Below are 21,251 nucleotides of genomic sequence, written 5' to 3'. Positions count from 1 at the left end.
AGGGCGCCTCGCGCGCATGGCCACGGCAAGGCGCGCCGTGACCCTTACGCGGTCGGCAGCGAAAGTCGGCTGGCTTTTCGCTGCCTGCCGACATCGACTTCAACCTCCATCTCAACAACGCCCGCTACATGATGCTCGCCGACCTCGCGCATGACCCCGAAAATCGGAATCGATTTTCGGAAAGGATCATGCGCCAAATCAAATGCTACTGCGTCCTTGGCGCGTCCAATAGGACGCTTGCCCGCTCCGTTCAACCGCGGCCGCCGACCGAGGCCGAGCGGGTTTGCATGACCTCCCACCAAGGATTGCGCAGCCTTGCCAAGGCAGTTTGAGGCATCCATGACGACTTCGCCGCACACAGCTTTTTAGGGGATCGGGCCGCGCGCCGGTGGACAATCGGATGACCGCGCGTTAGAAGGAAAAGGTATTTTTTCCTGTTTTGAGGAGAGCGAATTGCTCTCGCATGACCGAGTTTGGGCAGCCATCGACGCTCTCGCCGAGCGCTATTCATTGTCGGCCTCCGGCCTGGCCCGGCGAGCCGGTCTGGACTCCACCGCTTTCAACAAGTCGAAGCGGCTGTCCTCGGATGGGCGACCGCGCTGGCCCTCGACCGAATCGCTGGCCAAGATCATCGAGGCGACAGGCGCTTCGCTCGACGAATTCACCGGACTGGTCGAAGGCCGCGCCAAGACAGCTTCGGGCTCGTTAGCCCCGCAGCGTTCAGCGGTGCCGCTGCTCGGCTTCGCCCAGGCCGGCGCCGGCGGCTTCTTCGATGATGCCGGCTATCCCTCAGGCCAGGGCTGGGACCTTGTCGAGCTTCCGGCACGGGCGACCGAAACCTCCTATGCGTTGAAGGTGCAGGGCGATTCCATGCTGCCGCTCTACCGCAATGGCGATGTGCTGATCGTCGAGCCGGGCGCCGCTACCCGCAAGGGCGACCGCGTCGTCGTCAAGACCAATGCCGGCGAAGTCATGGCCAAGGTGCTCGACCGCCAGACGACGAAATCGATCGTGCTGATTTCGCTCAACCCCGACCATCCGGACCGCGACATCGCGATGCGCGATGTCGAATGGGTGGCGCGGATCGTCTGGGCAAGCCAGTAGGTCTCGCGGTGCGTCTGCTTCAAATCCTCATAGCCCTCCTGGCGATCCCGGTGATGGTCGCCATTGTCGTCGCCGGCGGTCGCGCGCTGCATCGCGACGGCCCCGCCATTACTGTCGACCAGATCGACCCGGACACCGACGCCGTGCCCGAGGAGCCGGCGACGTCGGCGATCCCCGAGGTCCAGCCCGTCAAGCCTCCGATGCACTCGCCTCAGGTGCATTCGAGGGCGATCGATCCCGAGGCCATCGCACCGCCGCCGCTGCCGGTAGAAGAACTTGAACGGGTTGAGCCACGCGAGCCGCTGAGCGACCTGGCGCTGGCCGGACCGCCCAAGCCGCGTGGGCGCAGAGCGGTCGACGACTGGGGAGGAACAAAACTGTTCCAGCCGGTCGCGGCCGCCGCCGGCCTGATCGAAGCCAAGGGTTATTCCGTGACGGTCTCCGGCATCGACATCGTCAGGCAAGACGAGACCTGCACCGAGGGCGGCAAGTCCTGGGCTTGCGGTATCAGGGCGCGCACCGCGTTCCGGTCTTTCCTGCGCGGCCGGGCCGTTGCCTGCAAGGTGCCGCCGGAGGCCGACCGTGCGCTGATCGCCGCCGAATGCCGCATCGGCAAGCTGGATGTCGGCCAGTGGCTGGTCGAAAACGGCTGGGCGCGCGCCACGGCAGGCGGCCCCTATGTCGAAGCGGGCGACAAGGCGCGCGCCGCCAAGAAGGGCGTCTTCGGTGCCGCGCCCAATCTTGGCGGCCTGCCACCGGCGCCAACGCCGGTTGCGGCACCGACGGCGTCGCAACCGATCCTCGATGCCCCGGCGATGGACACGCCGCCGGCCGGGACGGAAATTACGCCGCCAGCTGACCAGCCAGCGCCCGCTCAATGAGCGCGCGGGTTTCGGCGATGCCGTAGAGGGCTGCGAACGAACCGAAGCGCGGTCCGCGTTCCTGGCCGATCAGCACCTGGTAGATCATCTGGAAGAAAGCGCCCGAGACACCAGGGCCGCCGTCCGGGCTCTTCTTCGAATGGTCCTGATAGCGTTCGATCTTGCGCGCCACGTTGAGCGAAGCGTTCTGGATCGCTTCGCCGTCGGCGCCGGCCGGCAGGCCAGCAAGCGCGTTGCCAAGCGCTTCCAGCGCCACGCGTTCGACATCGTCGGCCGGCCGGAAGGTCTTCGTCGGCTTCACGAAATCGTCGAAGTAGCGGATGGCGAAACCGACCAGCTGGTCGAGTTCGGGATGCGTCGCCGGCGTCACGCCAGATGCATGGCGCGAGATGAAGCCCCACAGCACATCCTTGTTTTGCGCGTTGGAGGCGCTGACCAGGTTGAGCAGCAGCGAGAACGGCACCGGCATGTCGATGGAAGGCGGCTTGCCGTCATGCATGTGCCAGACCGGATTGCCCAGCCGCTCCTTCCAGTCCTGGCGCGGATAGGCGTTGAGGAAGGTGTAGTACTCGTCGACGGCGCGTGGGATGACGTCGAAATAGAGCTTTTTCGCCTGCCTTGGCCGCTGATACATATAGAGGCCGAGGCTTTCGGTCGGCGCGTAGCGCAGCCATTCGTCGATGGTCAGCCCGTTGCCCTTCGACTTCGAGATCTTCTGGCCGTTCTCGTCCAGGAACAGTTCGTAGACGAAATGCTCGGGCGCGCGCCCGCCGAGAATGTTGCAGATGCGGTCGTAGATCACCGCATTGGTCTGGTGGTCCTTGCCGAACATTTCGAAATCGACGCCGAGCGCTGCCCAGCGCATGCCGAAATCCGGCTTCCACTGCAGCTTGACCTTGCCGCCGGTCACCGAAAGCGTGGTCTCGGTGCCTTCATCGTCGAAGGTGATGGTGCCGGCCTTGGCGTCGACATGCTTCATCGGCACGTAGAGCACGCGCCCGCTCTTCGGCGAGATCGGCAGGAACGGGCTGTAGGTTGCCTGCCGCTCCGGCCCCAGCGTCGGCAGCATCACCGCCATGATCTGCTCATAGCGCTCGGCGGCGCGCACCAGCATCGCATCGAAGCGGCCGGCCTTGTAGTACTGCGTGGCGCTGGCGAATTCGTAGTCGAAGCCGAACGTGTCGAGGAAGCGGCACAGCATCGCGTTGTTGTGGTCGCCAAAGCTCGGATAGTCGCCGCCGAACGGATTGGGCACCGCCGACAGCGGCATATGCAGATAGGGCTCGAGCGCTGCGCGATCCGGCACATTGTCGGGGATTTTGCGCATGCCGTCCATATCGTCGGAGAAGCAGAGCAGCTTGGTCTTGACCTTGTTCCCGGTCAGCACGTGAAAGGCATGGCGCACCATCGAGGTGCGCGCGACCTCGCCGAACGTGCCGATATGCGGCAGGCCCGACGGGCCGTAGCCGGTCTCAAACAGGACGATCTCCGGGAAGTCGCCGCCCTTGTAGCGCTCGATGATCTTTTTGGCTTCCTCGAACGGCCAGGCCTTGCTTTCGGCGGCTGCCGCAAGCATTTCGGGGTTGAGATCGGCGATGTTTGATCCCGTCATGTCAAAGTTCCAGTCATGGCCGGCTTTCGCGGCTGGTAAGATTTTTCAACCGGGTCTCTAGGCGCGACAGGGCGGAGCGTCAACGATATCAGGCGTTTTCGTTGCGACGGCGCCGTGGCGTCCCTACCTTCGACCCTCACTATCAAGGAGTTTTGAATGCCGTTGCCGTCCACCCATGAAGCCCTGATCTACCTGATGGTCATCACCTCGGCTTCCGATCGCGACATGACCGATATCGAACTGGCGCGCATCGGCGACGTCGTCCGCAGCTGGCCGGTGTTCGAGGATTTCAAGCAGGACAGGCTGATCGCCATTGCGCAGGACTGCCAGAAGATGCTGCATGAAAAGGATGGGTTGGAAGGCGTGCTCGAGCGTGTCGCCGAGACTTTGCCCGAACGGCTGCACGACACCGCCTATGCCGCGGCCTTCGAGGTTGCCGCCGTCGATCTAGAAATGCGCATGGAGGAATTGCGAGTGCTGCAGTTGATCCGGCGTGAGCTCGATCTCGACACGCTGACCGCCGCAGCCATCGCGCGCGGGGCGAAGGCCCGCCTGCGCACGCTGACCTGATCCAGCCCCTAGAGGAAGCTGACCGGGAACCGGATCAGAAGAAACTGACCGGGAAATAGCGCAAGTAGAATTCGGCGAAGGTGCCTTTCACCGATATCTCCTGCAGCGCGTAGTCCATGGCTGCGGCCAGCGCTGGGTCGCTGGCCCGGGTGGCAATGGTCATGCCGGAGCCCAGATATTCCGGCGCCAGGTAGGGTCCACCGGCGAAGCGGCAGCAACCGGCGGCGTCCGTGCCGCCCAGCCAGAAGGAAAAGCGCATGCCGTCGCCGAAGGCGGCATCGATCTTGGCCCTCTTCAAGTCGCTGTAGAGGTCTTCCGGCCGGTCGAAGCGGATGATCTGCACGGTGCCGAAATAATCGCGCAGCATCTTTTCATGCGCCGAGCCGGCCAGCACGCCGACCCGCTTCGAGCGCAATTTGTCGAGGATCGGCTCCGCGAAGGCCTTGGTCTTCGGCATGATGAAGCGCGCCGGAAACTGTAGATAGGAGCGCGAAAAGCTGTACTTCGCCCGCGTCTCCGGCGTAGCGGCGATGCCGGCGATGATCGCCTCGCCTTCGCCCTTCTGCAACGCGTCGTCGAGTTCGGCCCAGGGCAGCGCCTGGATCTGGCATTTGTCGCCGATGTCGAGTTCGGCGCAAATCGCCCGCGCCAGGTCGATGTGGAAGCCGGACAATCGGCCCGTGCCGTCGAGAAAGTTGAAGGGCGGGAAATCGGTTGTGGTGAGGAACCTGAGCCTCGGCAGCGCCGAAAGGTCCGGTTTCGGCAGCCGCTCCTTGGCATCCCAAAGCACCGGTACCTGCGGTTCCGCTGCCCGCGCAGCGCCGGCAAACGGCTGCACTCCCATCAGCATCGACAGCAAGGCGATGGCTATCCAGCGAGGTGTCACGAAAAAACTCCGCCCGTCTTGGCCGTTGGCTTGTGATACGAAAACGGCGCAGGCACAATTGTTTTTGATTTCAACGGGCAAATTTCGGGTTATGCTCTGGCGAGGTTGCAAATAGCCGCACAGAGTCGGCCCGGGGTTGGCGGTCGCTGGCGTTAGAAAAGCTAAGGATGTGGCCTTGCAATCCGGGGTTGATGGCTAAGTGCGGGGCAGGCACGTAGCATCGGTCTCAAGAGCGGTAGGCAACATGGGGTAGATGTTGCGATGGGTTATTTTGACCGGACACTTGAATATATTGACCGGGTGCAGCGTGCCGACACGTCGGCTGCGGTGTGCGAGCAGCTACTTAGTGTCACCTCGAATTTCGGATTGACGGCCCTGATAGCCGCAACGGTGCCGCAGCCCGGCACACCAAGCAGCCAGACGAAGGACCATGTGCTGCTCTGCGATTGGCCTAGCGAATGGCTGGAGCGTTACTTATCGCGCAACTACGTCGACCACGATCCGGTCGTCAGCCATTTGAAGCAGTTTCGGGCGCCATTCCAATGGCGCGATGCCGTTCAAAGCATGCCCGCCGACAAGAGCAGCGCCGAGGTAATGCGCGACGCCCGCCAGTTCAAGCTGCGTGACGGCCTCGCCTTCCCGCTGATCACGCTCGAAGGCCAGATCGCGCTGGTCTCGCTGGGCGGTGAGGCGGTCGAACTGTCCGAAGCCGAATTCGCAATGGTCTCGCTGGCCTCCACCTATGCCATCGGCCGCGCCATGCAGCTTCAAACGACGGCCGGCAAATCTATCGATCACATTGAATTGACGCCGCGCGAGCGCGAATGCCTGCAATGGGCGGCGGTCGGAAAATCCGAGTGGGAGATTTCGCAGATCCTCGGCATCTCGGAGCATACCTCTGAGAAACACCTTCTCAACGCCAAGAGCAAACTAGGCGCCGCCAACCGTGTGCAGGCAGTCGCCGAAGCAGTCAGGCACGGCTATATCAGCTAGGCCGGTTCTGGCGGCCCGAAATTTATGGCCGCATTGTCGGCGTCATATCTTCAGAAAAGACCGGCCCCTGTCGTCCTCTTGAGACGGCTAATGCTTTCTTAACGCCAAAAGCAGACTCGGCGTCGCCAACAGGGTGCACGCCATCGCGGAGGCGTTTAGACGCAGCTATATTAGCCATGTCGGCTGTGGCAGCCTGGAAATCCTTGCCAACACCTTCGCGCAATTTTTTCGGGAAAGCCCGGCCGTATCTTCCTCTTAAGCCCAGGAGACGGCTAATGCTATTTTCCCTTACCACTCAACAACTGATGGAACGTCCCGACCTATGGGAGGCCGTCCATCGCCTGCGTTACAAGGTCTTCGTCGATGAGATGCGGTGGACCGATCTCGATCGCCCGGACGGCCTCGAAATCGATCAATTCGACCATGATGAGGCCGAACACCACCTTGTCATACGCAATGGCGAGCTTGCAGGCTATCATCGGATGCTGCCGACCACACGGCCGCATCTCCTTAGCGATGTGATGCCGGAACTCTGCGAGGGAAAGCGCCCTTCGGGACCGAATGTCTGGGAGCTAACCCGTTACGCGGTGGCGCCAGGCTTTCGCGATGGCAAGCGCGGCGTGTCTACGGTCGGCACCGAACTGATCGCCGGCTTCGTCGAATGGGGCCTTGCTCGCAATGTCGATCAGGTCATTATCGAGGTCGAGCCGGTGTGGGTGCTGCGGACGCTGCAGTTGCACTTCCTGGCGACGCCGCTCGGTTACCAGCGCACCTATGGCAACCAGCAGGTCGTCGCCACACTGCTGACCTTCAACGAGCATACGCTGGATGTCGTGCGTTCGCGCCGCAACCATCACGCCCCGGTGTTGGCCAGGGGCACCCCCCACATGCTCGGCATGCGGCAGGCGTCGTGAGACTGTCTTCACCCGACGCGCTTTAATGCATGTCGCTCAAAGTGGCCCCGGTTTTGAGAGAACGACATGCATGAAACAAAGACCTAAAGCGCGTCGCGTGAATCCGTTCAAATGCGATGCGCTTTAGACAATGGCCACAGAGCCCACCTCCGTGTGGGGGTGGGCTCTGTAATTTCAGCCTCTGCCTATCGAGGCCAGTCTCTACTTCTCGAGAAACGACGGCCCTTCGCCGACGATCTTCTTATCTTCCTTGCCGATGGCGTCGAGATCGCGCCCATCATAGGGCAGTGACAACAGGATGCGCCGCATGACGGCCAGCCGCGAGCGTCGCTTGTCATTGGCCCGCACGATGATCCAGGGCGCGAACTGTTTGTGCGTGCGCTCGACCATCTGGTCGCGCGCCTTGGTGTAGTCGTCCCATTTGGTGATGCCGGCAATATCGATCGGCGAGAACTTCCAGTTCTTCAGCGGCGACCAGCGGCGGTCGTGAAACCGTTCGAGCTGGGTCTCGCGGCCGATGTTGAGCCAGAATTTGAAGAAATAGATGCCCTCATTGGAGATCATCCGCTCGAAATGCGGCGTCTCGTCGAGGAATTTTGCATGCTGTTCCGGTGTGCAGAAGCCCATCACCGGCTCGACGCCGCCGCGGTTGTACCAGGACCGGTCGAAGGTGACGAATTCGCCCGATGTCGGGAAATGGGTGACGTAGCGCTGGTAGTACCATTGCCCGACTTCGGTTGGGGTCGGCTTGGTCAGCGCCACGTTGCGCGCGGTTCGAGGATTGAGATACTGGCGCAGCACCGAGATGGTGCCGCCCTTGCCGGCGGCATCGCGCCCCTCGAACAGCGACATCACTCTGCTGCCGGTCGCCTGCAGCCAGGCCTGCGCCTTGACCAGTTCGATCTGCAGCCGCTCCAGCGTCTCGTCATACTCCTCGCTCTTCATTTTCTTGTCGTAGGGGTAGTCGCCTGCGGTCAGTTTGTGGTCCTCGATCCAGCTGGGAAGCTCGGGGTTTTCGATGTCGAACTCCCGCTCCTTGCCGTCCACCTTGATCTTCAGCGGCCCCTTTGCCGGCTCTGCGGCAGGACTTTCCTTGGCTTTTTTCATCGAGAGGAACCTTTCCAGCTTGCGGACTCATGCTATGGGGGGCCTCAAACCCGGTCCAGCGGAAGTTTCGGCGGGGCCGGCGCAGAAGCACGGAAAGCACGAATGGCTGACACCGGCGCAGAGCGGACAACCACGGGGCAGGCCGTCGCCGGCCGGCTGTGGAACAGCCGATGGCTGCTTGCCGCCGGTGCGATCGCCATCATGGCCGTTTATGGGTTTGCCGGTATCTCCGCCTATGTCGTCCTGGCTGCGTTGACGGTGCTGCTGGCCGCCGCGCTTCTGCCAACCGGTGGCGCCAGCCGGTCTGCTGAGCCCATTACCACGGTCGAGGCGAGCGGGCTGCAGCGGCTTTCCGGCGAATATCTTGCGGCTGCCGTTGCCGATCCGCTGATCATCTTCGACCGCACCGCCACCATCGTCCACGCCAATGCCGCCGCCTTTGCCGCCTTTGTCGGTATCGCGCCCGGCCTGTCGCTGTCGCTAAAATTCCGCGCGCCGGAAATGCAGGCCTTGCTGGACGGCGTGCTGTCGGGAACCGTCGCCTCCGATGCCGTCGACTACACCGAGAAGCTGCCGGTGGAACGGGCCTACCGGGTCAGCGCGTCCTCGGTCGGCCACGCCACCGATCTCTATGTGCTGGTATTCAAGGACCAGAGTGAGACGCGCCGCATCGACCGCATGCGCGCTGACTTCATAGCCAATGCCAGCCACGAGTTGCGCACCCCGCTTGCTTCAATCTCGGGCTTCATCGAGACGTTGCGCGGCCCGGCCCGCAACGATCCGGCGGCGCGCGAGCAGTTCCTGCAGATCATGCAGAACCAGACCGGCCGCATGGCGCGCCTCATCGACGATCTCCTGTCGCTGTCGAGGCTTGAAATGAAGCCTTACCTGAGGCCGGGAACCGAGGTCGATCTGCGCCAGACCATCGACAGCGTCATCGATTCATTAGGCCCGCTCGCCAGCGAGAACGGCGTCGTCATCGAACGCGACTACGCCGAGGGGCCGCTCGACGTGCCCGGAGACCGCGACGAGCTGTTCCAGGTGTTCGAGAATCTCTTGGAAAACGCCTGCAAATACGGCCAGCCTGGCGGACGCGTCACGGTGTCGATCGCGCGGGGCGAGGCCGGCCCGGAACCGGGCATCGATGTAACCATCAGGGACTACGGCCCGGGCATCCCGGAAGAGCACATACCGCGCATTACCGAGCGCTTCTATCGCGTCGACGTGGAGAGCAGCCGCACGCAGAAAGGCACCGGTCTTGGCCTGTCCATCGTCAAGCATATTCTGACGCGCCACAACGCCCGGCTTTCGATCAAGTCGGAGGTTGGCAAGGGCGCGGCGTTCACGGTCCATTTGCCGGCAGGCTGAGGCGGTACTATCTGCTAACTGCCTGTTTCTTCTTTCTGTCATCCGGCTAGCGTATCAGCACAGGGGTCGAGGAAACGACTCAAAAGGCCAAAGATTTAAGGAAGGCATTTCGCCCATGCAGTCCGTACACATTGTCAGCGCCTATGACGAAGAGCTGAAATACCTGGCGAAGCGCATCGCTGCGATGGGCGGCCATGCCGAGCGCATGGTCGAGCAGGCGATCCAGGCGCTGGTCAATGCCGATCCCGGCCTCGCCCAGAAGGTCATCCGCGACGACATCGTGCTTGACGAGGGCCAGCGCGAAATCGACGACAAAGCCATCGTCATCATCGCCAAGCGCCAGCCCATGGCGACCGATCTGCGCGAGATCGTCGGCGCCATCCGCATTTCGGCCGACCTCGAACGGGTCGGTGACCTCGCCAAGAACGTCGCCAAGCGTGTGGTCAGCGTCATTGATGGCCGCCAGCCGACCAGCCTGTTTCGCGGCCTCGAGGCGCTGGCCGAACTCGCTTTGACCCAGCTCAAGGAAGTGCTCGACGTCTATGCCTCGCGCTCGGTCGAGAAAATAGGCTTCGTTCGCGACCGCGACGACCAGATCGATGCCATGTACACCTCGCTGTTTCGCGAGCTTTTGACCTACATGATGGAAGATCCGCGCAACATCACGCCGTGCACGCATCTGCTGTTTTGCGCCAAGAACATCGAGCGCATCGGCGACCACGCCACCAACATTGCCGAGACGATCTACTACATCGTCACCGGCGAGCAGTTGCCGGCCGAGCGTCCCAAGGGCGACAAGACCGACAAGATTGCCCTTCCGGCGCTGCCGGTGAAGTGATCGCGCTCCCCTCGAACGCTTAATCATATTGCGCTAAACTGCGCGGATGTTAGCGTCTCGGTTCCTGGCAAGGCCAGGCGCTCAGGAGGCTGCGATGGAATATGTCCGAGAGTTCAAGCCGGCGCCGGCATCGTCCGGCATCATCGCGTCGAGCGTCTACACCGCCGGCAAGCGCATCGCCGACATACCGATCGAGGAAGCCGGCGAATGGGCCAAGAAGTCGGGCCATGTCGTCTGGATCGGGCTGCTCGAACCCGACCGCGAGCTTCTGCTGCGCGTCAAGGCGCAATTCCATTTGCATGAACTGGCGATCGAAGACGCCGAACATCCGCACCAGCGGCCGAAGATCGAGCAATATGGCGATGCGCTGTTCATCGTTGCCCGCACTGCACAGCTGATCGACGGACGCGTCACCTTCGGCGAGACGCATCTGTTCGTCGGCTCAGGCTATATCGTCAGCGTCAGGCATGGTCCCTCGACCTCATACGCCGCCGTGCGCCAGCACTGGGAAAGCTGTCCGCACTCACTGGCCAAGGGCGAGGATTTCGTCCTCTACGCCATTCTCGACTTCATCGTCGACAACTACATGCCGGTGCTCGAGCAGATCGAGGACGAGGTCGAGGCGATCGAGGACAGGGTGCTGCTGAAGCCGATGACCGGTCCCGACATCGAGCGGCTCTATATGCTGCGCCGCGATCTGTTGCGCCTGCGCAATGCGGCGCTGCCGCTGGTCGAGGTCTGCCGCCGGCTGACCAGCGCCGACCTGCCGCAGATCCATACCGCCATGCATCCGCTGTTTCGCGATGTCACCGATCATATCCGCACCGTGCAGGAAAAGATCGACAGCCTGCGCGAGGTTCTGGCCTTCGCTTTCGAAGCCAGCCTGCTGGTCGGCCAGAGCCAGGAAACCGCGAACACCAAGAAGCTGGCCTCATGGGCCGCGATCCTGGCGGTGCCGACGGCGCTCGCCGGCATTTACGGCATGAATTTCGACGACATGCCGGAGCTGAAGATGCAATACGGCTATCCCGTCGTATTGGTCTCGATCGCGCTGATCTGCTCGTTTTTGTATTGGCGATTTCGGAAGAGTGGGTGGCTGTGATGGTAGGCAGTAGGCAGTAGGCAGTAGGCAGTAGGCAGTAGGCAGAATAAGGTAGCGCCTCACGAGCGCTACCCCATTCCCTACTGCCCAGTCCCCAATCCCTATTCCTAACTACCGGCTTCTGCGCCGCTCTGAAGCCGGCTGGAACGCCACCCTTGCGTGGTACTTGCAGTAAGGTCCGGTTTCGGCCGCCTCGTTGCCGCAGAAGTTGAAGTCTTCCGACAGCGGGTCGCCATTCGGCCATTTGCAGGTGCGCTCGGTGAGATCGGTGAGCTGCAGATGCCGCGAGATCGGCACGACGACGTTTTCGACCGGGCGGATGTAGTGGCGCGCCACTGGCTCGGCGTCGAACTGCGCCTGCAGCGCGTTCGCCCCGATCGACGTCGTGACATGGCGCTGCGTGGTTGCGGCGCGCGGCACCGATTTCTGGATCGAAGATCCCTGCGTTGTCTTCTTCTGACGCGCCGGCGTCGCGGTCGAGCGTCCGCGGCCCGACAGCTTCAGCCGGTGCACCTTGCCGATGACCGCGTTGCGGCTGACCCCGCCGAGTTGTGCGGCGATCTGGCTTGCGCTCAAGCCCTCCGACCACAGTTTCCTGAGAAGTTCGACCCGCTCGTCAGTCCAGTTCATGAGACCGCGCTCCTGCTAAGTGTGCGGCAGCCGGAATCCGTTCCCGACCCGGCAATCTTTGCCGGGGCAGACACCACATATATTAGGTGATTAGGTCCGCCGCACGAAATCTAGTTATTTCCCGACTACAATTACCTCATGTGTTGACTCGGTGACAAGAGTCCCAGGTGCAACACGAATCGGTTTTTTAGGTTTTCCCCAACTTGCCCGGTCGCTTATGAGCCGGCGTCTCGTCGGGAGCTGGCCACGCGCCTCTGCACGACGTTTTCGTTGACTTCATGGCCGAAAAACACGATAAGCCGCAAAGGCCGCCGCTTTGGCGGCTTTTTTGATTTTTCCGGTACCGGAGACGCATATAATGAGCGGTTCGGCGCTTTACGAGACCTTTGCCCGCGCCCCTTTGGCCTTCGATCATGGCGAAGGCACCTGGCTGGTTACCGACAAGGGCGAGCGATATCTCGATTTCGCTGGCGGCATCGCGGTCAATTCGTTGGGCCACAGCCATCCGCATCTGGTCTCGGCGCTGACCGAACAGGCGGCCAAGCTCTGGCACGTCTCCAATCTCTACGAGATCCCGGGGCAGACCCGGCTCGGCGAGCGGCTGGCTGACGCCACCTTCGCCGACAAGGTGTTCTTCACCAATTCCGGCGCCGAGGCGCTCGAATGCGCGATCAAGACGGCGCGGCGCTACCAGTTCGTCAAGGGCCATCCCGAGCGCTTCCGGGTCGTCACCTTCGAAGGCGCCTTCCACGGCCGCACGCTGGCGACCATCGCCGCCGGCGGCCAGTACAAATATCTCGAAGGTTTTGGGCCCAAGGTCGAAGGCTTCGACCAGGTCGGCTTCGACGACATCGACGCCGCCGAGAAGGCGATCACACCAGAGACCGCCGCGATCCTGATCGAACCGGTGCAAGGCGAGGGCGGCATCCGCCCGGTGCCGACGCAATCCTTGAAACGGCTGCGGCAGCTCTGCGACCAGCACGGCCTGCTGCTGATCTTCGATGAGGTCCAGTGCGGTATCGGTCGCACCGGAAAGCTGTTCGCGCATGAATGGACCGGCGTGACGCCCGACATCATGGCGATTGCCAAGGGCATTGGCGGCGGCTTCCCGATGGGCGCGTGCCTCGCCACCGACGACGCTGTCGTCGGCATGACGGCAGGCGTGCATGGCACCACTTTCGGCGGCAATCCGCTGGCCATGGCGGTCGGCAACGCTGTGCTCGACGTCGTGCTGGAAGACGGCTTCCTCGAAGACGTCCAGCGCAAGGCATTGCTGATGAAGCAGGGCCTGGCGGCGGTCGCCGACGAATTTCCCGATGTCATCGAAGGCATCAGGGGCAGCGGCCTGATGCTTGGCCTGAAATGCGCCATGCCCAACACCAAGGTCAACATGGCGCTGCGCGACCAGCATCTGCTGGCGGTGCCGGCCGGCGACAACGTCATTCGTCTGCTGCCGCCGCTGACCGTCACCGACGCCGAGATCGGCGAAGCGCTCGATCGCATCCGCGCCGGCGCCAAGGGCCTGACCGACGCCATCGCCGCGGCCGCCGCGAAGTAATCCCGAGAACCATTCCCGATGAGCCTTCGCCATTTCACCGATCTTTCCGCCGTTTCCGAAGGCGATCTGCGCCTGATGCTGGACGATGCGGTGGTGCGCAAGGCGCGCCTCAAGGCCGGCGAACGGACCAAACCGCTCGAAGGCAAGGTGCTGGCCATGATCTTCGACAAGCCGTCGACGCGCACGCGCGTGTCCTTCGACGTCGGCATGCGACAGCTCGGCGGCGAGACCATCATGCTGACCGGCACCGAAATGCAGCTCGGCCGTTCCGAGACCATTGCCGACACCGCCAAGGTGCTGTCGCGCTATGTCGACGCCATCATGATCCGCACCACGTCGCATGAGCGGCTGCTCGAGCTGACCGAGAATGCCACGATTCCGGTCATCAACGGGCTGACCGACGACACCCATCCCTGTCAGCTGATGGCCGACATCATGACCTTCGAGGAGCATCGCGGTCCGGTTGCCGGCAAGACCATCGCCTGGACCGGCGACGGCAACAACGTGCTGCATTCGCTGCTCGAAGCTTCGGCGCGGTTCCGCTTCAACCTGAACGTCGCAGTGCCGGAAGGCAGCGAGCCGGCGCAAAAGCATATCGACTGGTCGAAGAGCAATGGCGGCAAGCTGCACTTCACCCGCTCGCCTGAGGAAGCCGTCGACCAAGCCGACTGCATCGTCACCGACTGCTGGGTGTCGATGGGCCAGGAACACCGCGCCCGCGGCCACAATGTCTTCTCGCCCTATCAGGTCAATGCGGCGCTGATGGCCAGGGCCAAGCCCGACGCCCTGTTCATGCACTGCCTGCCGGCGCATCGCGGCGAGGAAGTCACCGACGAGGTCATCGACGGTCCGCATTCGGTTGTCTTCGACGAAGCCGAGAACCGGCTCCACGCCCAGAAGGCGGTTTTGGCCTGGTGTCTGGGCGCTTGATCTCCAGGCGCTTGATCTCCAAGCGCTTGATCCGGGGCGGCGCGATGCCTATTTGCGCCCCATCACGCAAATCAAGCGCGTTTGGACGCATGCACCCCTCCGGGCCGCATGGCCGCGCCCTGGAGCTTTGTCATGTTGGAAACGCATCAAGTGACTGAACATCACCCCAAACTCGGCGAGTTCGGCTATGCCGGCGACGATCATGTCGTACCCTTCGAGGTCGGCCCGCTCGACGTGCGCGGCCGCACCGTGCAACTCGGGCCGATGCTCGACGCCATCCTCAACCGTCACGACTATCCCGAGCCGGTCGCCCGCCTGCTCGCGGAAGCCTGTGTGCTGACGGTGCTGCTCGGCACCTCGCTCAAATTCGAAGGCAAGTTCATCCTGCAGACCCGCACCGACGGCCCGGTCGACATGCTGGTCGCGGATTTCTCCACGCCTTCGGCATTGCGCGCCTATGCGCGTTTCGACGCCGACCGGCTGGAGGCCCTGGTGGCCGCAGGCCAGACCTCGCAGCAGACGCTGCTGGGCAGCGGCGTTTTGGCGCTGACCATCGACCAGGGCGCGCACACGCAGCGCTATCAGGGCATCGTCCAGCTCGACGGCGAGACGCTGGAGGACGCCGCGCGCACCTATTTCCGCCAGTCGGAGCAGATCCCGACCGACCTCAGGCTGTCGGTGGCCAAGCTTCTGACGCCAGGTCCCGGCGGCGCTCGTGAGCAGTGGCGCGCCGGCGGCATCCTGGCGCAGTTCCTGCCGCAGTCACCCGAGCGCATGCGCGTGCCCGACATTTCGGGCGGCGACGGCGATCCGCGTGACGTGACGCAGGAGCCGGCCGACAATTCGTGGCGCGAGCTGGTGGCGCTGCTCGGCACCATCGAGCCGACCGAGCTGATCGACCCGACCATCGGCGCCGAGCGGCTGCTCTACAGGCTGTTCCACGAACATGGCGTGCGCGTCTTCGGCGGCGTGCCGGTCGCCGACCAATGTTCCTGCTCAAGGGACAAGATACGCGGCATCCTCGAGGGGTTTTCCGCGCAGGAGATCAAGGACAGCACCGAAGATGGCGGCATCCACGTCGCCTGCGAGTTCTGCTCGAAGCAGTACGACTTCGACCCGGCGGAGTTTGCAACTCAGTAGCATCTCTTCCTTCTCCCCGTTCACGGGGAGAAGGTGCCCGAAGGGCGGATGAGGGCAGCGCGAACTTTGGTGAATGGCCGCGCATAGCCTAGGTCATGTGCGTGGAAGATAACCTCATGACTCTGGCGCTGCCCCTCATTGCCCTGCCGGGCATTTCTCCCCGTATAGTGACGGGGAGAAAACCCCTAATTCACCGTCCGTCGGGTCCCCGGCAGATCCAGCGAAAACGCGGGAATAGCGACGTCGAACGTCTCGCCCTTTTTGTTGCGCATGGTGTAGTGGCCGACCATGAAGCCGGAGGGCGTCGAGAGCGGGCAGCCTGACGTGTATTGATAGCTGTCGCCGGGATTGAGCTCAGGCTGGTCGCCGACCACGCCGGCGCCGCGCACTTCCTCGACCCGGCCGCTGCCGTCGGTGATGTGCCAGTAACGCGCCATAAGCTGCACGAAATCGTCCGACTGGTTGTCGATCGTCACCTGGTAGCCCCAGACATAACGGTTCTCCGCCGGGTCCGAGCGGTCCTCCAGGTAGAACGGTCTGACCTGCACTTCGATGTTGCGCGTGACGGCGCGGTACATGGGCTGCTCCGGTTGCGCAGCAGGGAACATTTGTCGCGCCATGCGGTTTGATACGCGCAGAGCGGCATGTCCTGACAGCCTCAAAGCGCAGTGCCGACAAACAATGTCATTTAAGTGACACATGACAATGTTGGTGTGCGCAAACCTTGCCGGCGACTCAAGGCCCATCTGTCGACTGACAAAGCAGCCGCGAGCGGCCTTTCCGGAGTGACCAGATCTCGATGGAACCAGCTCTCACAGCCGCCTTCGCTTCCTCCGCTTTGCTTCTTTCCAATCTCGCCAGCATCCTGCTTGCTTCGTCGAAACTGCAAGCGCGTCGCCTTATCCCTCCGCCGTCCGGCGAGCAGCCACCGGTCTCGATCGTCGTGCCGTCGCGCGGCGTGGAGCCGTTCACACAAGAGACGCTGCAGCGAGCCTTCTCGCTCGACTGGCCGCGCTACGAACTGATCTTCTGCGTCGCTCACGCCGACGATCCCGTCGTCAAACTGATAAACAGGGCGATCGTCCTGTTTCCCAACGTGCCGGCCCGGCTGCTGATCGGCGACGACCGCGTCAGCAGCAACCCGAAGCTCAACAACTGCGTCAAGGGCTGGGAAGCGGCGCGCTATCATTGGGTTATTCTGGCGGATTCCAACGTGCTGATGCCAAGGGATTACGTCCAGCACCTGATGGCGGCCTGGCGGACCAATACCGGGCTTATCTGCTCGACGCCGATCGGCTCTCGGCCGGATGGCTTTTGGGCCGAGGTCGAATGCGCGTTCCTCAACACGCTGCAGGCGCGCTGGCAATATGCCGGCGAGGCGCTTGGCCTCGGCTTTGCCCAGGGCAAGAGCATGCTGTGGAACAAGCCGATGCTCGATACCAATGGCGGTATCCGCGCGCTGGCCGCCGAGATCGCCGAGGATGCTGCTGCAACCAAGCTGGTCAACGGACTGGGCCTGCGCGTCAATCTCGTTGCCTCGCCTTTCGAGCAACCACTGGGGCAGCGCCGACTTGCCGACATCTGGTCGCGTCAGGCGCGCTGGGCGCGGTTGCGCCGCGTCACTTTCCCGCTGTTTTTCGCACCCGAGATCCTGACCGGCGTCGCCGTGCCGTTGGCGTTGGCGCTGGTGGCGGCAGCAAGTGCCGGCATCAGCCTGCCGGCCACGGTGTTGGCCGTGCTGACGGCGGCCTACATTCCCGAATGCGCGCTGGCCGCGGCCAAGGGCTGGCATCTGTCGCTGCGCATGGTCCCGGCGATGATGGTCCGCGACATGATGCTTCCCGCCATCTGGGCGCGCGGCTGGCTGAGCGGCGCCGTCGATTGGCGCGGCAACACCATGATCATCGGCACCAAGGCAGCCGAGCTGGAAGAGGCTTCGTCGGGAGCGTGACGCCTCGCGGCCTACCCGGCTGCCTTCAGCGCCTGCGCAACGTCCTCCAGCAGATCGTCCGTATCCTCAAGACCGACCGACAGCCTGAGCGTTCCCGGCCCGATGCCAAGCTCGGCGCGAGCTTCGTCGCTGAGGTTCTTGTGCGTGGTGGTCGCCGGATGGGTGATCAGGCTCTTGGCGTCGCCGAGATTGTTGGAGATCAGCACGATGTCGAGCGCGTTCTGCAAGGCGAAGGCCGCCTGCTTGCCGCCCTTCACGTCGAGGCAGATCAGCGTCGATCCGCCCGTCATCTGCTTCTTGACGATGTCGGCCTGCGGGTGGTCGGCGCGGCCGGGATAGATGACGCGGGCGATTTCCGGCCGTCCTGCCATGAAATCCGCGATCTTGGCCGCGCTTTCCGTCTGCTGGCGCACCCGAACCGGCAGCGTCTCCAGGCCCTTGAGCAGCGTCCAGGCGTTGAACGGCGACAGGCTCGGGCCGGTGTGGCGGAAATAGTCGTGCAAATTCTCGTCGATCCATTTCTTGTCCGACAGGATGATGCCGCCGAGACAGCGTCCCTGGCCGTCAATGTGCTTGGTCGCGGAGTAGACGACGATATGGGCGCCGAGCTGCAAGGGCTTCTGCTGCAAGGGCGTGGCAAAGACATTGTCGACGATCAGCCTGGCGCCGATCGAGGTGGCGAGCGCCGCCACCGCTGCGATGTCGACCACTTCCAGCGTCGGATTGGTCGGGCTTTCCAGGAAGAACAGTTTCGTGTTCGGCCGCACCGCCTTTTCCCAGTTGGCGATGTCGGTCCCGTCGACCAGCGTTGCCTCGATGCCGTATTTCGGCGCCAGCGTCTCCACCACCCAGCGGCAGGAGCCGAACAGCGCGCGCGCCGCAACGATATGGTCGCCGGCCTTGGCGCTGCACAGGAGCGCTGCCGTCACCGCAGCCATGCCGGACGCCGTGGCGCGCGCATCTTCGGCACCCTCCAGCGCGCACATGCGCTTTTCGAACATGTCGACGGTAGGGTTGGCATAGCGCGAATAGATGAAGCCCGGCTCCTCGCCCTTGAAACGGGCCTCGGCAGCCTGCGCCGTCTCGTAGACATAGCCTTGGGTGAGGTACATCGCTTCGGACGTCTCGCCGAACTGGGAACGCAGCGTTCCCCCGTGCACGAGTGCGGTCTGAGGTTTCCAGTTACGCTTCTTGGTGCTCATCGCTTTTGTTCCAGACACAAAAAAACCGGCCGCGAAAGTCGCAACCGGTCCATATGGCCTTGCGGCCCGACGGTCCTTTAGCGACTTGTTTAACGTGGCTGCAAGCCGACCGGCCAAATCACCACGGGATAACGACCCTTTAGACCTCACCTGCGCTTGCGTCAATTGCCGGCTTCATTAAGAGGTTTGTACTAGGCAGGTTCCGCAATAATATCCAGCGGTTTTGCGGCAAGAACCTGCCACAAAGAGACCGACCTTGGAGCGGAGCCAGCCTTTTGCGGCAGACAGGCATTCTTCCCGATCAGGACATTTCCGCGCTGTTTCAGTCCGGCGCGCTGGAGTCGCCGCGCGCGCTCGATGTCGACCAGGTGCAGCCGGCGAGCCTCGATCTGAGGCTCGGCGACAAGGCTTTTCGCGTGCGCGCCTCCTTCCTGCCGGGTCCCGATCATCTGGTGGCCGACAAGCTTCACCGGCTGAAATTGCATGAGTTCAGTCTCGCCGAGGGCGCGGTGCTGGAAACCGGCTGCGTCTACATCGTGCCGCTGCTCGAAAGCCTGGCGCTGCCCGCAAACGTGTCGGCCTCGGCCAACCCGAAGAGCTCGACAGGCCGGCTCGACATCTTCACCCGGGTGATGACCGATCGCGGCCATGAGTTCGACAAGATCGCCGCCGGCTATCACGGACCGCTTTATCTTGAAGTCAGTCCGCGCACCTTCCCGATCGTCGTACGCGCTGGATCGAGACTGTCGCAGATCCGCTTTCGCACCGGCAACGCGCTGTTGTCGGAGGCAGAGCTGAACGAATTGCACCGCGCCGAGATGCTGGTGGCGACCGAGCCGCCCAACATTTCCGGCGGCGGCATTGCGCTGTCGATCGATCTTGACGGCGACCAGAACGGCCTGGTCGGCTATCGCGGCAAGCATCACACCGGCTTGATCGATGTCGACAAGCGCGCCGCCCAGGATGCCGCCGATTTCTGGGAGCCGCTCTATAAGAGCGGCGCCGGCGAACTGGTGCTCGACCCGGACGAGTTCTACATCCTGGTCAGCCGCGAAGCCGTGCACGTGCCGCCGCTCTACGCCGCCGAGATGACGCCCTTCGATCCGCTGGTTGGCGAATTCCGTGTTCACTATGCCGGCTTCTTCGATCCGGGCTTCGGCCATTCGGCCTCAGGCGGCACCGGCAGCCGGGCGGTGCTCGAAGTGCGCAGCCACGAAGTGCCGTTCATCCTCGACCACGGCCAGATCGTCGGCCGGCTGGTCTACGAACACATGCTGCAGCGGCCGCAGGCGCTTTACGGCACCGATCTCGGCTCGAACTACCAGGCGCAAGGCCTCAAGCTCTCCAAGCATTTCCGCCCCGCCGGCTGAACCTTCGATCACCGTCAGGCAAAATACTTGCCTGCGCTGCCTCACCATGCTTGGCTGCCTTTCGGTGGCCGGCAAGAGAACGGCGCGCAAGGGGAACCAAAATGCAGATTTCAAGATGGATCATATCGGCAGCGGGCGCTGCCATGCTGGTGATATCGGCCGGCTCGCTGGCTGAGGCGCAGGAGAAATTAAAGATCGGCACCGAGGGCGCTTATCCGCCCTTCAACACCATCACCGCGGACGGCAAGATCGAGGGCTTCGACATCGACATTGCCAATGCGCTGTGTGCGCAGATGAAGGTCGAGTGCGAGATCGTCACCCAGGACTGGGACGGCATCATCCCGGCGCTGCAGGCGAAAAAGTTCGACGCCATCATCGCCTCGATGAGCATCACCGAGGAGCGCAAGAAACAGGTCGCCTTCACCAACAAATACTACACGACGCCGCTGGCGCTGGTGGCGCCCAAGGACAGCGACCTCACTTCCACCGAACCGGCAGCCCTTGCCGGCAAGACGGTGGGCGCGCAGGCCTCGACCACCCAGGCCGACTATGCGCAGGACGCCTATGGCAAGGCCGGCGCCGAGGCGAAACTCTACCCCACCCAGGAAGAGGCGATCACCGACTTGCAGAACGGCCGTCTCGACGCCGTCATCTCCGACAAATTCGTGCTGATGGACTGGCTGAAGAAGGCGAGCGACGGCTGCTGCAAGCTTGTCGGTGACGTCAAGGGCACCGAGACGCAAGCCGGCATCGCTGTCCGCCTGGAGGACACGGCACTTCGCGACAAGCTCAACGCGGCGATAGACGCCATCGTCGCCGACGGCACTTACAAGAAGATCCAGGCCAAGTATTTCGATTTCGATATTTATTGAGGTTGGAACTGCCAAATCTCCCCCCTTGAGGGGGAGATGGCCGGCAGGCCAGAGGGGGTCGCTGCGCATAGAATGCCAGCGCCTCTCAGCCGCGGAAGACTTTAGCGCTCCACGCGCAACGACCCCCTCTGTCGCCTTCTGTCCAGCCGATAGATGGGTAACACTTTGAACCGGATACATAGGTGACACTTCTCTCCCCCTATGCGTCCGCCGCAGCGCCAAG

At 63.0% G+C, this 21,251-nt stretch carries 20 protein-coding genes, 1 pseudogene and 1 riboswitch; of the genes and pseudogenes, 15 read left to right on the top strand and 6 right to left on the bottom strand.

All coding sequences use genetic code 11. The annotated features are described in order from the left end of the window. Positions 1-16: 16 nt before the first annotated feature. From NKI32_RS31555 to NKI32_RS09880, 3 genes and pseudogenes are all read left to right on the top strand, one after another. Positions 17-143 (top strand): annotated as a pseudogene (locus NKI32_RS31555) (thioesterase family protein); the annotation flags it as partial. A gap of 310 nt (positions 144-453) precedes the next feature. Further along, positions 454-1,104: a S24 family peptidase gene (locus NKI32_RS09885; RefSeq protein ID WP_023715330.1), complete on the top strand. Its 651-nt coding sequence runs from the start codon at positions 454-456 to the stop codon at positions 1,102-1,104. Between the two features lie 8 nt (positions 1,105-1,112). Further along, complete coding sequence (locus NKI32_RS09880; RefSeq protein ID WP_353002558.1) at positions 1,113-1,985, top strand: thermonuclease family protein; 873 nt, start codon at positions 1,113-1,115, stop codon at positions 1,983-1,985. Here NKI32_RS09880 and NKI32_RS09875 read toward each other — a convergent pair. Continuing rightward, entirely contained in the window at positions 1,948-3,597 is a 1,650-nt protein-coding gene (locus tag NKI32_RS09875) for a lysine--tRNA ligase (RefSeq protein ID WP_353002557.1), read from the bottom strand. The two genes, NKI32_RS09880 and NKI32_RS09875, sit on opposite strands and share 38 nt — an antisense overlap. Before the next feature lie 156 nt (positions 3,598-3,753). On the opposite strand from NKI32_RS09875, the gene NKI32_RS09870 reads away from it, so the two are divergent. Beyond that, positions 3,754-4,167, top strand: a complete 414-nt coding sequence (locus NKI32_RS09870; RefSeq protein ID WP_023688697.1) for a tellurite resistance TerB family protein — start codon at positions 3,754-3,756, stop codon at positions 4,165-4,167. A 34-nt stretch (positions 4,168-4,201) separates the two neighbouring features. Here NKI32_RS09870 and NKI32_RS09865 read toward each other — a convergent pair whose 3' ends face one another. Next, positions 4,202-5,011, bottom strand: a complete 810-nt coding sequence (locus tag NKI32_RS09865) for an ABC transporter substrate-binding protein (protein ID WP_502897938.1) — start codon at positions 5,009-5,011, stop codon at positions 4,202-4,204. A gap of 303 nt (positions 5,012-5,314) precedes the next feature. On the opposite strand from NKI32_RS09865, the gene NKI32_RS09860 reads away from it, so the two are divergent. Beyond that, a complete protein-coding gene (locus NKI32_RS09860; RefSeq protein ID WP_023669621.1) occupies positions 5,315-6,046 on the top strand; it encodes a helix-turn-helix transcriptional regulator in 732 nt (243 codons plus the stop codon). Positions 6,047-6,321: 275 nt separating this feature from the next. After that, positions 6,322-6,960 carry an acyl-homoserine-lactone synthase gene (locus tag NKI32_RS09855; protein WP_023681954.1) on the top strand — a complete coding sequence of 213 codons (639 nt, stop codon included), beginning with the start codon at positions 6,322-6,324 and terminating at the stop codon, positions 6,958-6,960. A gap of 201 nt (positions 6,961-7,161) precedes the next feature. Here NKI32_RS09855 and ppk2 read toward each other — a convergent pair whose 3' ends face one another. Beyond that, positions 7,162-8,067 carry a polyphosphate kinase 2 gene (gene ppk2, locus NKI32_RS09850; RefSeq protein ID WP_353002555.1) on the bottom strand — a complete coding sequence of 302 codons (906 nt, stop codon included), beginning with the start codon at positions 8,065-8,067 and terminating at the stop codon, positions 7,162-7,164. Between the two features lie 102 nt (positions 8,068-8,169). Here ppk2 and NKI32_RS09845 point away from each other — a divergent pair, with 102 nt between their 5' ends. From NKI32_RS09845 to NKI32_RS09835, 3 genes are all read left to right on the top strand, one after another. Further along, the gene (locus tag NKI32_RS09845) at positions 8,170-9,435 is read left to right on the top strand and encodes an ATP-binding protein (RefSeq protein ID WP_353002554.1); all 1,266 of its coding nucleotides are present in this window, start codon (positions 8,170-8,172) and stop codon (positions 9,433-9,435) included. Positions 9,436-9,550: 115 nt separating this feature from the next. Then, entirely contained in the window at positions 9,551-10,273 is a 723-nt protein-coding gene (gene phoU, locus NKI32_RS09840) for a phosphate signaling complex protein PhoU (RefSeq protein WP_023669625.1), read from the top strand. A gap of 94 nt (positions 10,274-10,367) precedes the next feature. Beyond that, positions 10,368-11,375 (top strand): magnesium and cobalt transport protein CorA, encoded by a 1,008-nt coding sequence (locus NKI32_RS09835; RefSeq protein ID WP_023669626.1) that lies wholly within the window; start codon positions 10,368-10,370, stop codon positions 11,373-11,375. A gap of 111 nt (positions 11,376-11,486) precedes the next feature. On the opposite strand, the gene NKI32_RS09830 is transcribed toward NKI32_RS09835, so the two are convergent. Then, the gene (locus NKI32_RS09830; RefSeq protein ID WP_023669627.1) at positions 11,487-12,005 is read right to left on the bottom strand and encodes a GcrA family cell cycle regulator; all 519 of its coding nucleotides are present in this window, start codon (positions 12,003-12,005) and stop codon (positions 11,487-11,489) included. Between the two features lie 358 nt (positions 12,006-12,363). Between NKI32_RS09830 and NKI32_RS09825 the strand changes: the two genes are divergently transcribed. The 3 genes from NKI32_RS09825 to NKI32_RS09815 all read left to right on the top strand — a co-directional run bounded on the left by NKI32_RS09825 (position 12,364) and on the right by NKI32_RS09815 (position 15,633). Then, positions 12,364-13,563, top strand: coding sequence for an aspartate aminotransferase family protein (locus tag NKI32_RS09825; RefSeq protein ID WP_023669628.1), 1,200 nt, complete (start codon positions 12,364-12,366; stop codon positions 13,561-13,563). A gap of 18 nt (positions 13,564-13,581) precedes the next feature. Continuing rightward, the gene (gene argF, locus NKI32_RS09820) at positions 13,582-14,493 is read left to right on the top strand and encodes an ornithine carbamoyltransferase (protein WP_023669629.1); all 912 of its coding nucleotides are present in this window, start codon (positions 13,582-13,584) and stop codon (positions 14,491-14,493) included. Positions 14,494-14,601: 108 nt separating this feature from the next. Continuing rightward, entirely contained in the window at positions 14,602-15,633 is a 1,032-nt protein-coding gene (locus NKI32_RS09815) for an Hsp33 family molecular chaperone (RefSeq protein ID WP_031195623.1), read from the top strand. 185 nt (positions 15,634-15,818) lie between these two features. On the opposite strand, the gene apaG is transcribed toward NKI32_RS09815, so the two are convergent. Further along, on the bottom strand, positions 15,819-16,211 hold the full coding sequence (gene apaG / locus NKI32_RS09810; RefSeq protein ID WP_023669631.1) for a Co2+/Mg2+ efflux facilitator ApaG/CorD: 393 nt from the start codon (positions 16,209-16,211) through the stop codon (positions 15,819-15,821). A gap of 221 nt (positions 16,212-16,432) precedes the next feature. On the opposite strand from apaG, the gene NKI32_RS09805 reads away from it, so the two are divergent. Further along, on the top strand, positions 16,433-17,584 hold the full coding sequence (locus tag NKI32_RS09805; protein WP_352597371.1) for a ceramide glucosyltransferase: 1,152 nt from the start codon (positions 16,433-16,435) through the stop codon (positions 17,582-17,584). A gap of 11 nt (positions 17,585-17,595) precedes the next feature. Here the strand turns inward: NKI32_RS09805 and NKI32_RS09800 are convergent, their stop codons facing one another. Then, positions 17,596-18,786 (bottom strand): O-succinylhomoserine sulfhydrylase, encoded by a 1,191-nt coding sequence (locus NKI32_RS09800; RefSeq protein WP_352543353.1) that lies wholly within the window; start codon positions 18,784-18,786, stop codon positions 17,596-17,598. Positions 18,787-18,843: 57 nt separating this feature from the next. Further along, positions 18,844-18,921: riboswitch (SAM riboswitch) on the bottom strand. Positions 18,922-19,061: 140 nt separating this feature from the next. Here NKI32_RS09800 and NKI32_RS09795 point away from each other — a divergent pair. Further along, on the top strand, positions 19,062-20,156 hold the full coding sequence (locus NKI32_RS09795; protein WP_353002553.1) for a 2'-deoxycytidine 5'-triphosphate deaminase: 1,095 nt from the start codon (positions 19,062-19,064) through the stop codon (positions 20,154-20,156). Between the two features lie 101 nt (positions 20,157-20,257). Then, positions 20,258-21,028 (top strand): ABC transporter substrate-binding protein, encoded by a 771-nt coding sequence (locus NKI32_RS09790; protein ID WP_023688688.1) that lies wholly within the window; start codon positions 20,258-20,260, stop codon positions 21,026-21,028. Positions 21,029-21,251 lie beyond the last annotated feature (223 nt).

This window comes from Mesorhizobium sp. M0761 (genome assembly GCF_040320205.1).
Lineage (GTDB): Bacteria > Pseudomonadota > Alphaproteobacteria > Rhizobiales > Rhizobiaceae > Mesorhizobium.
Note: the sequence above shows the minus strand (reverse complement) of the source record. Positions and strands in the feature narration are given on the sequence as shown.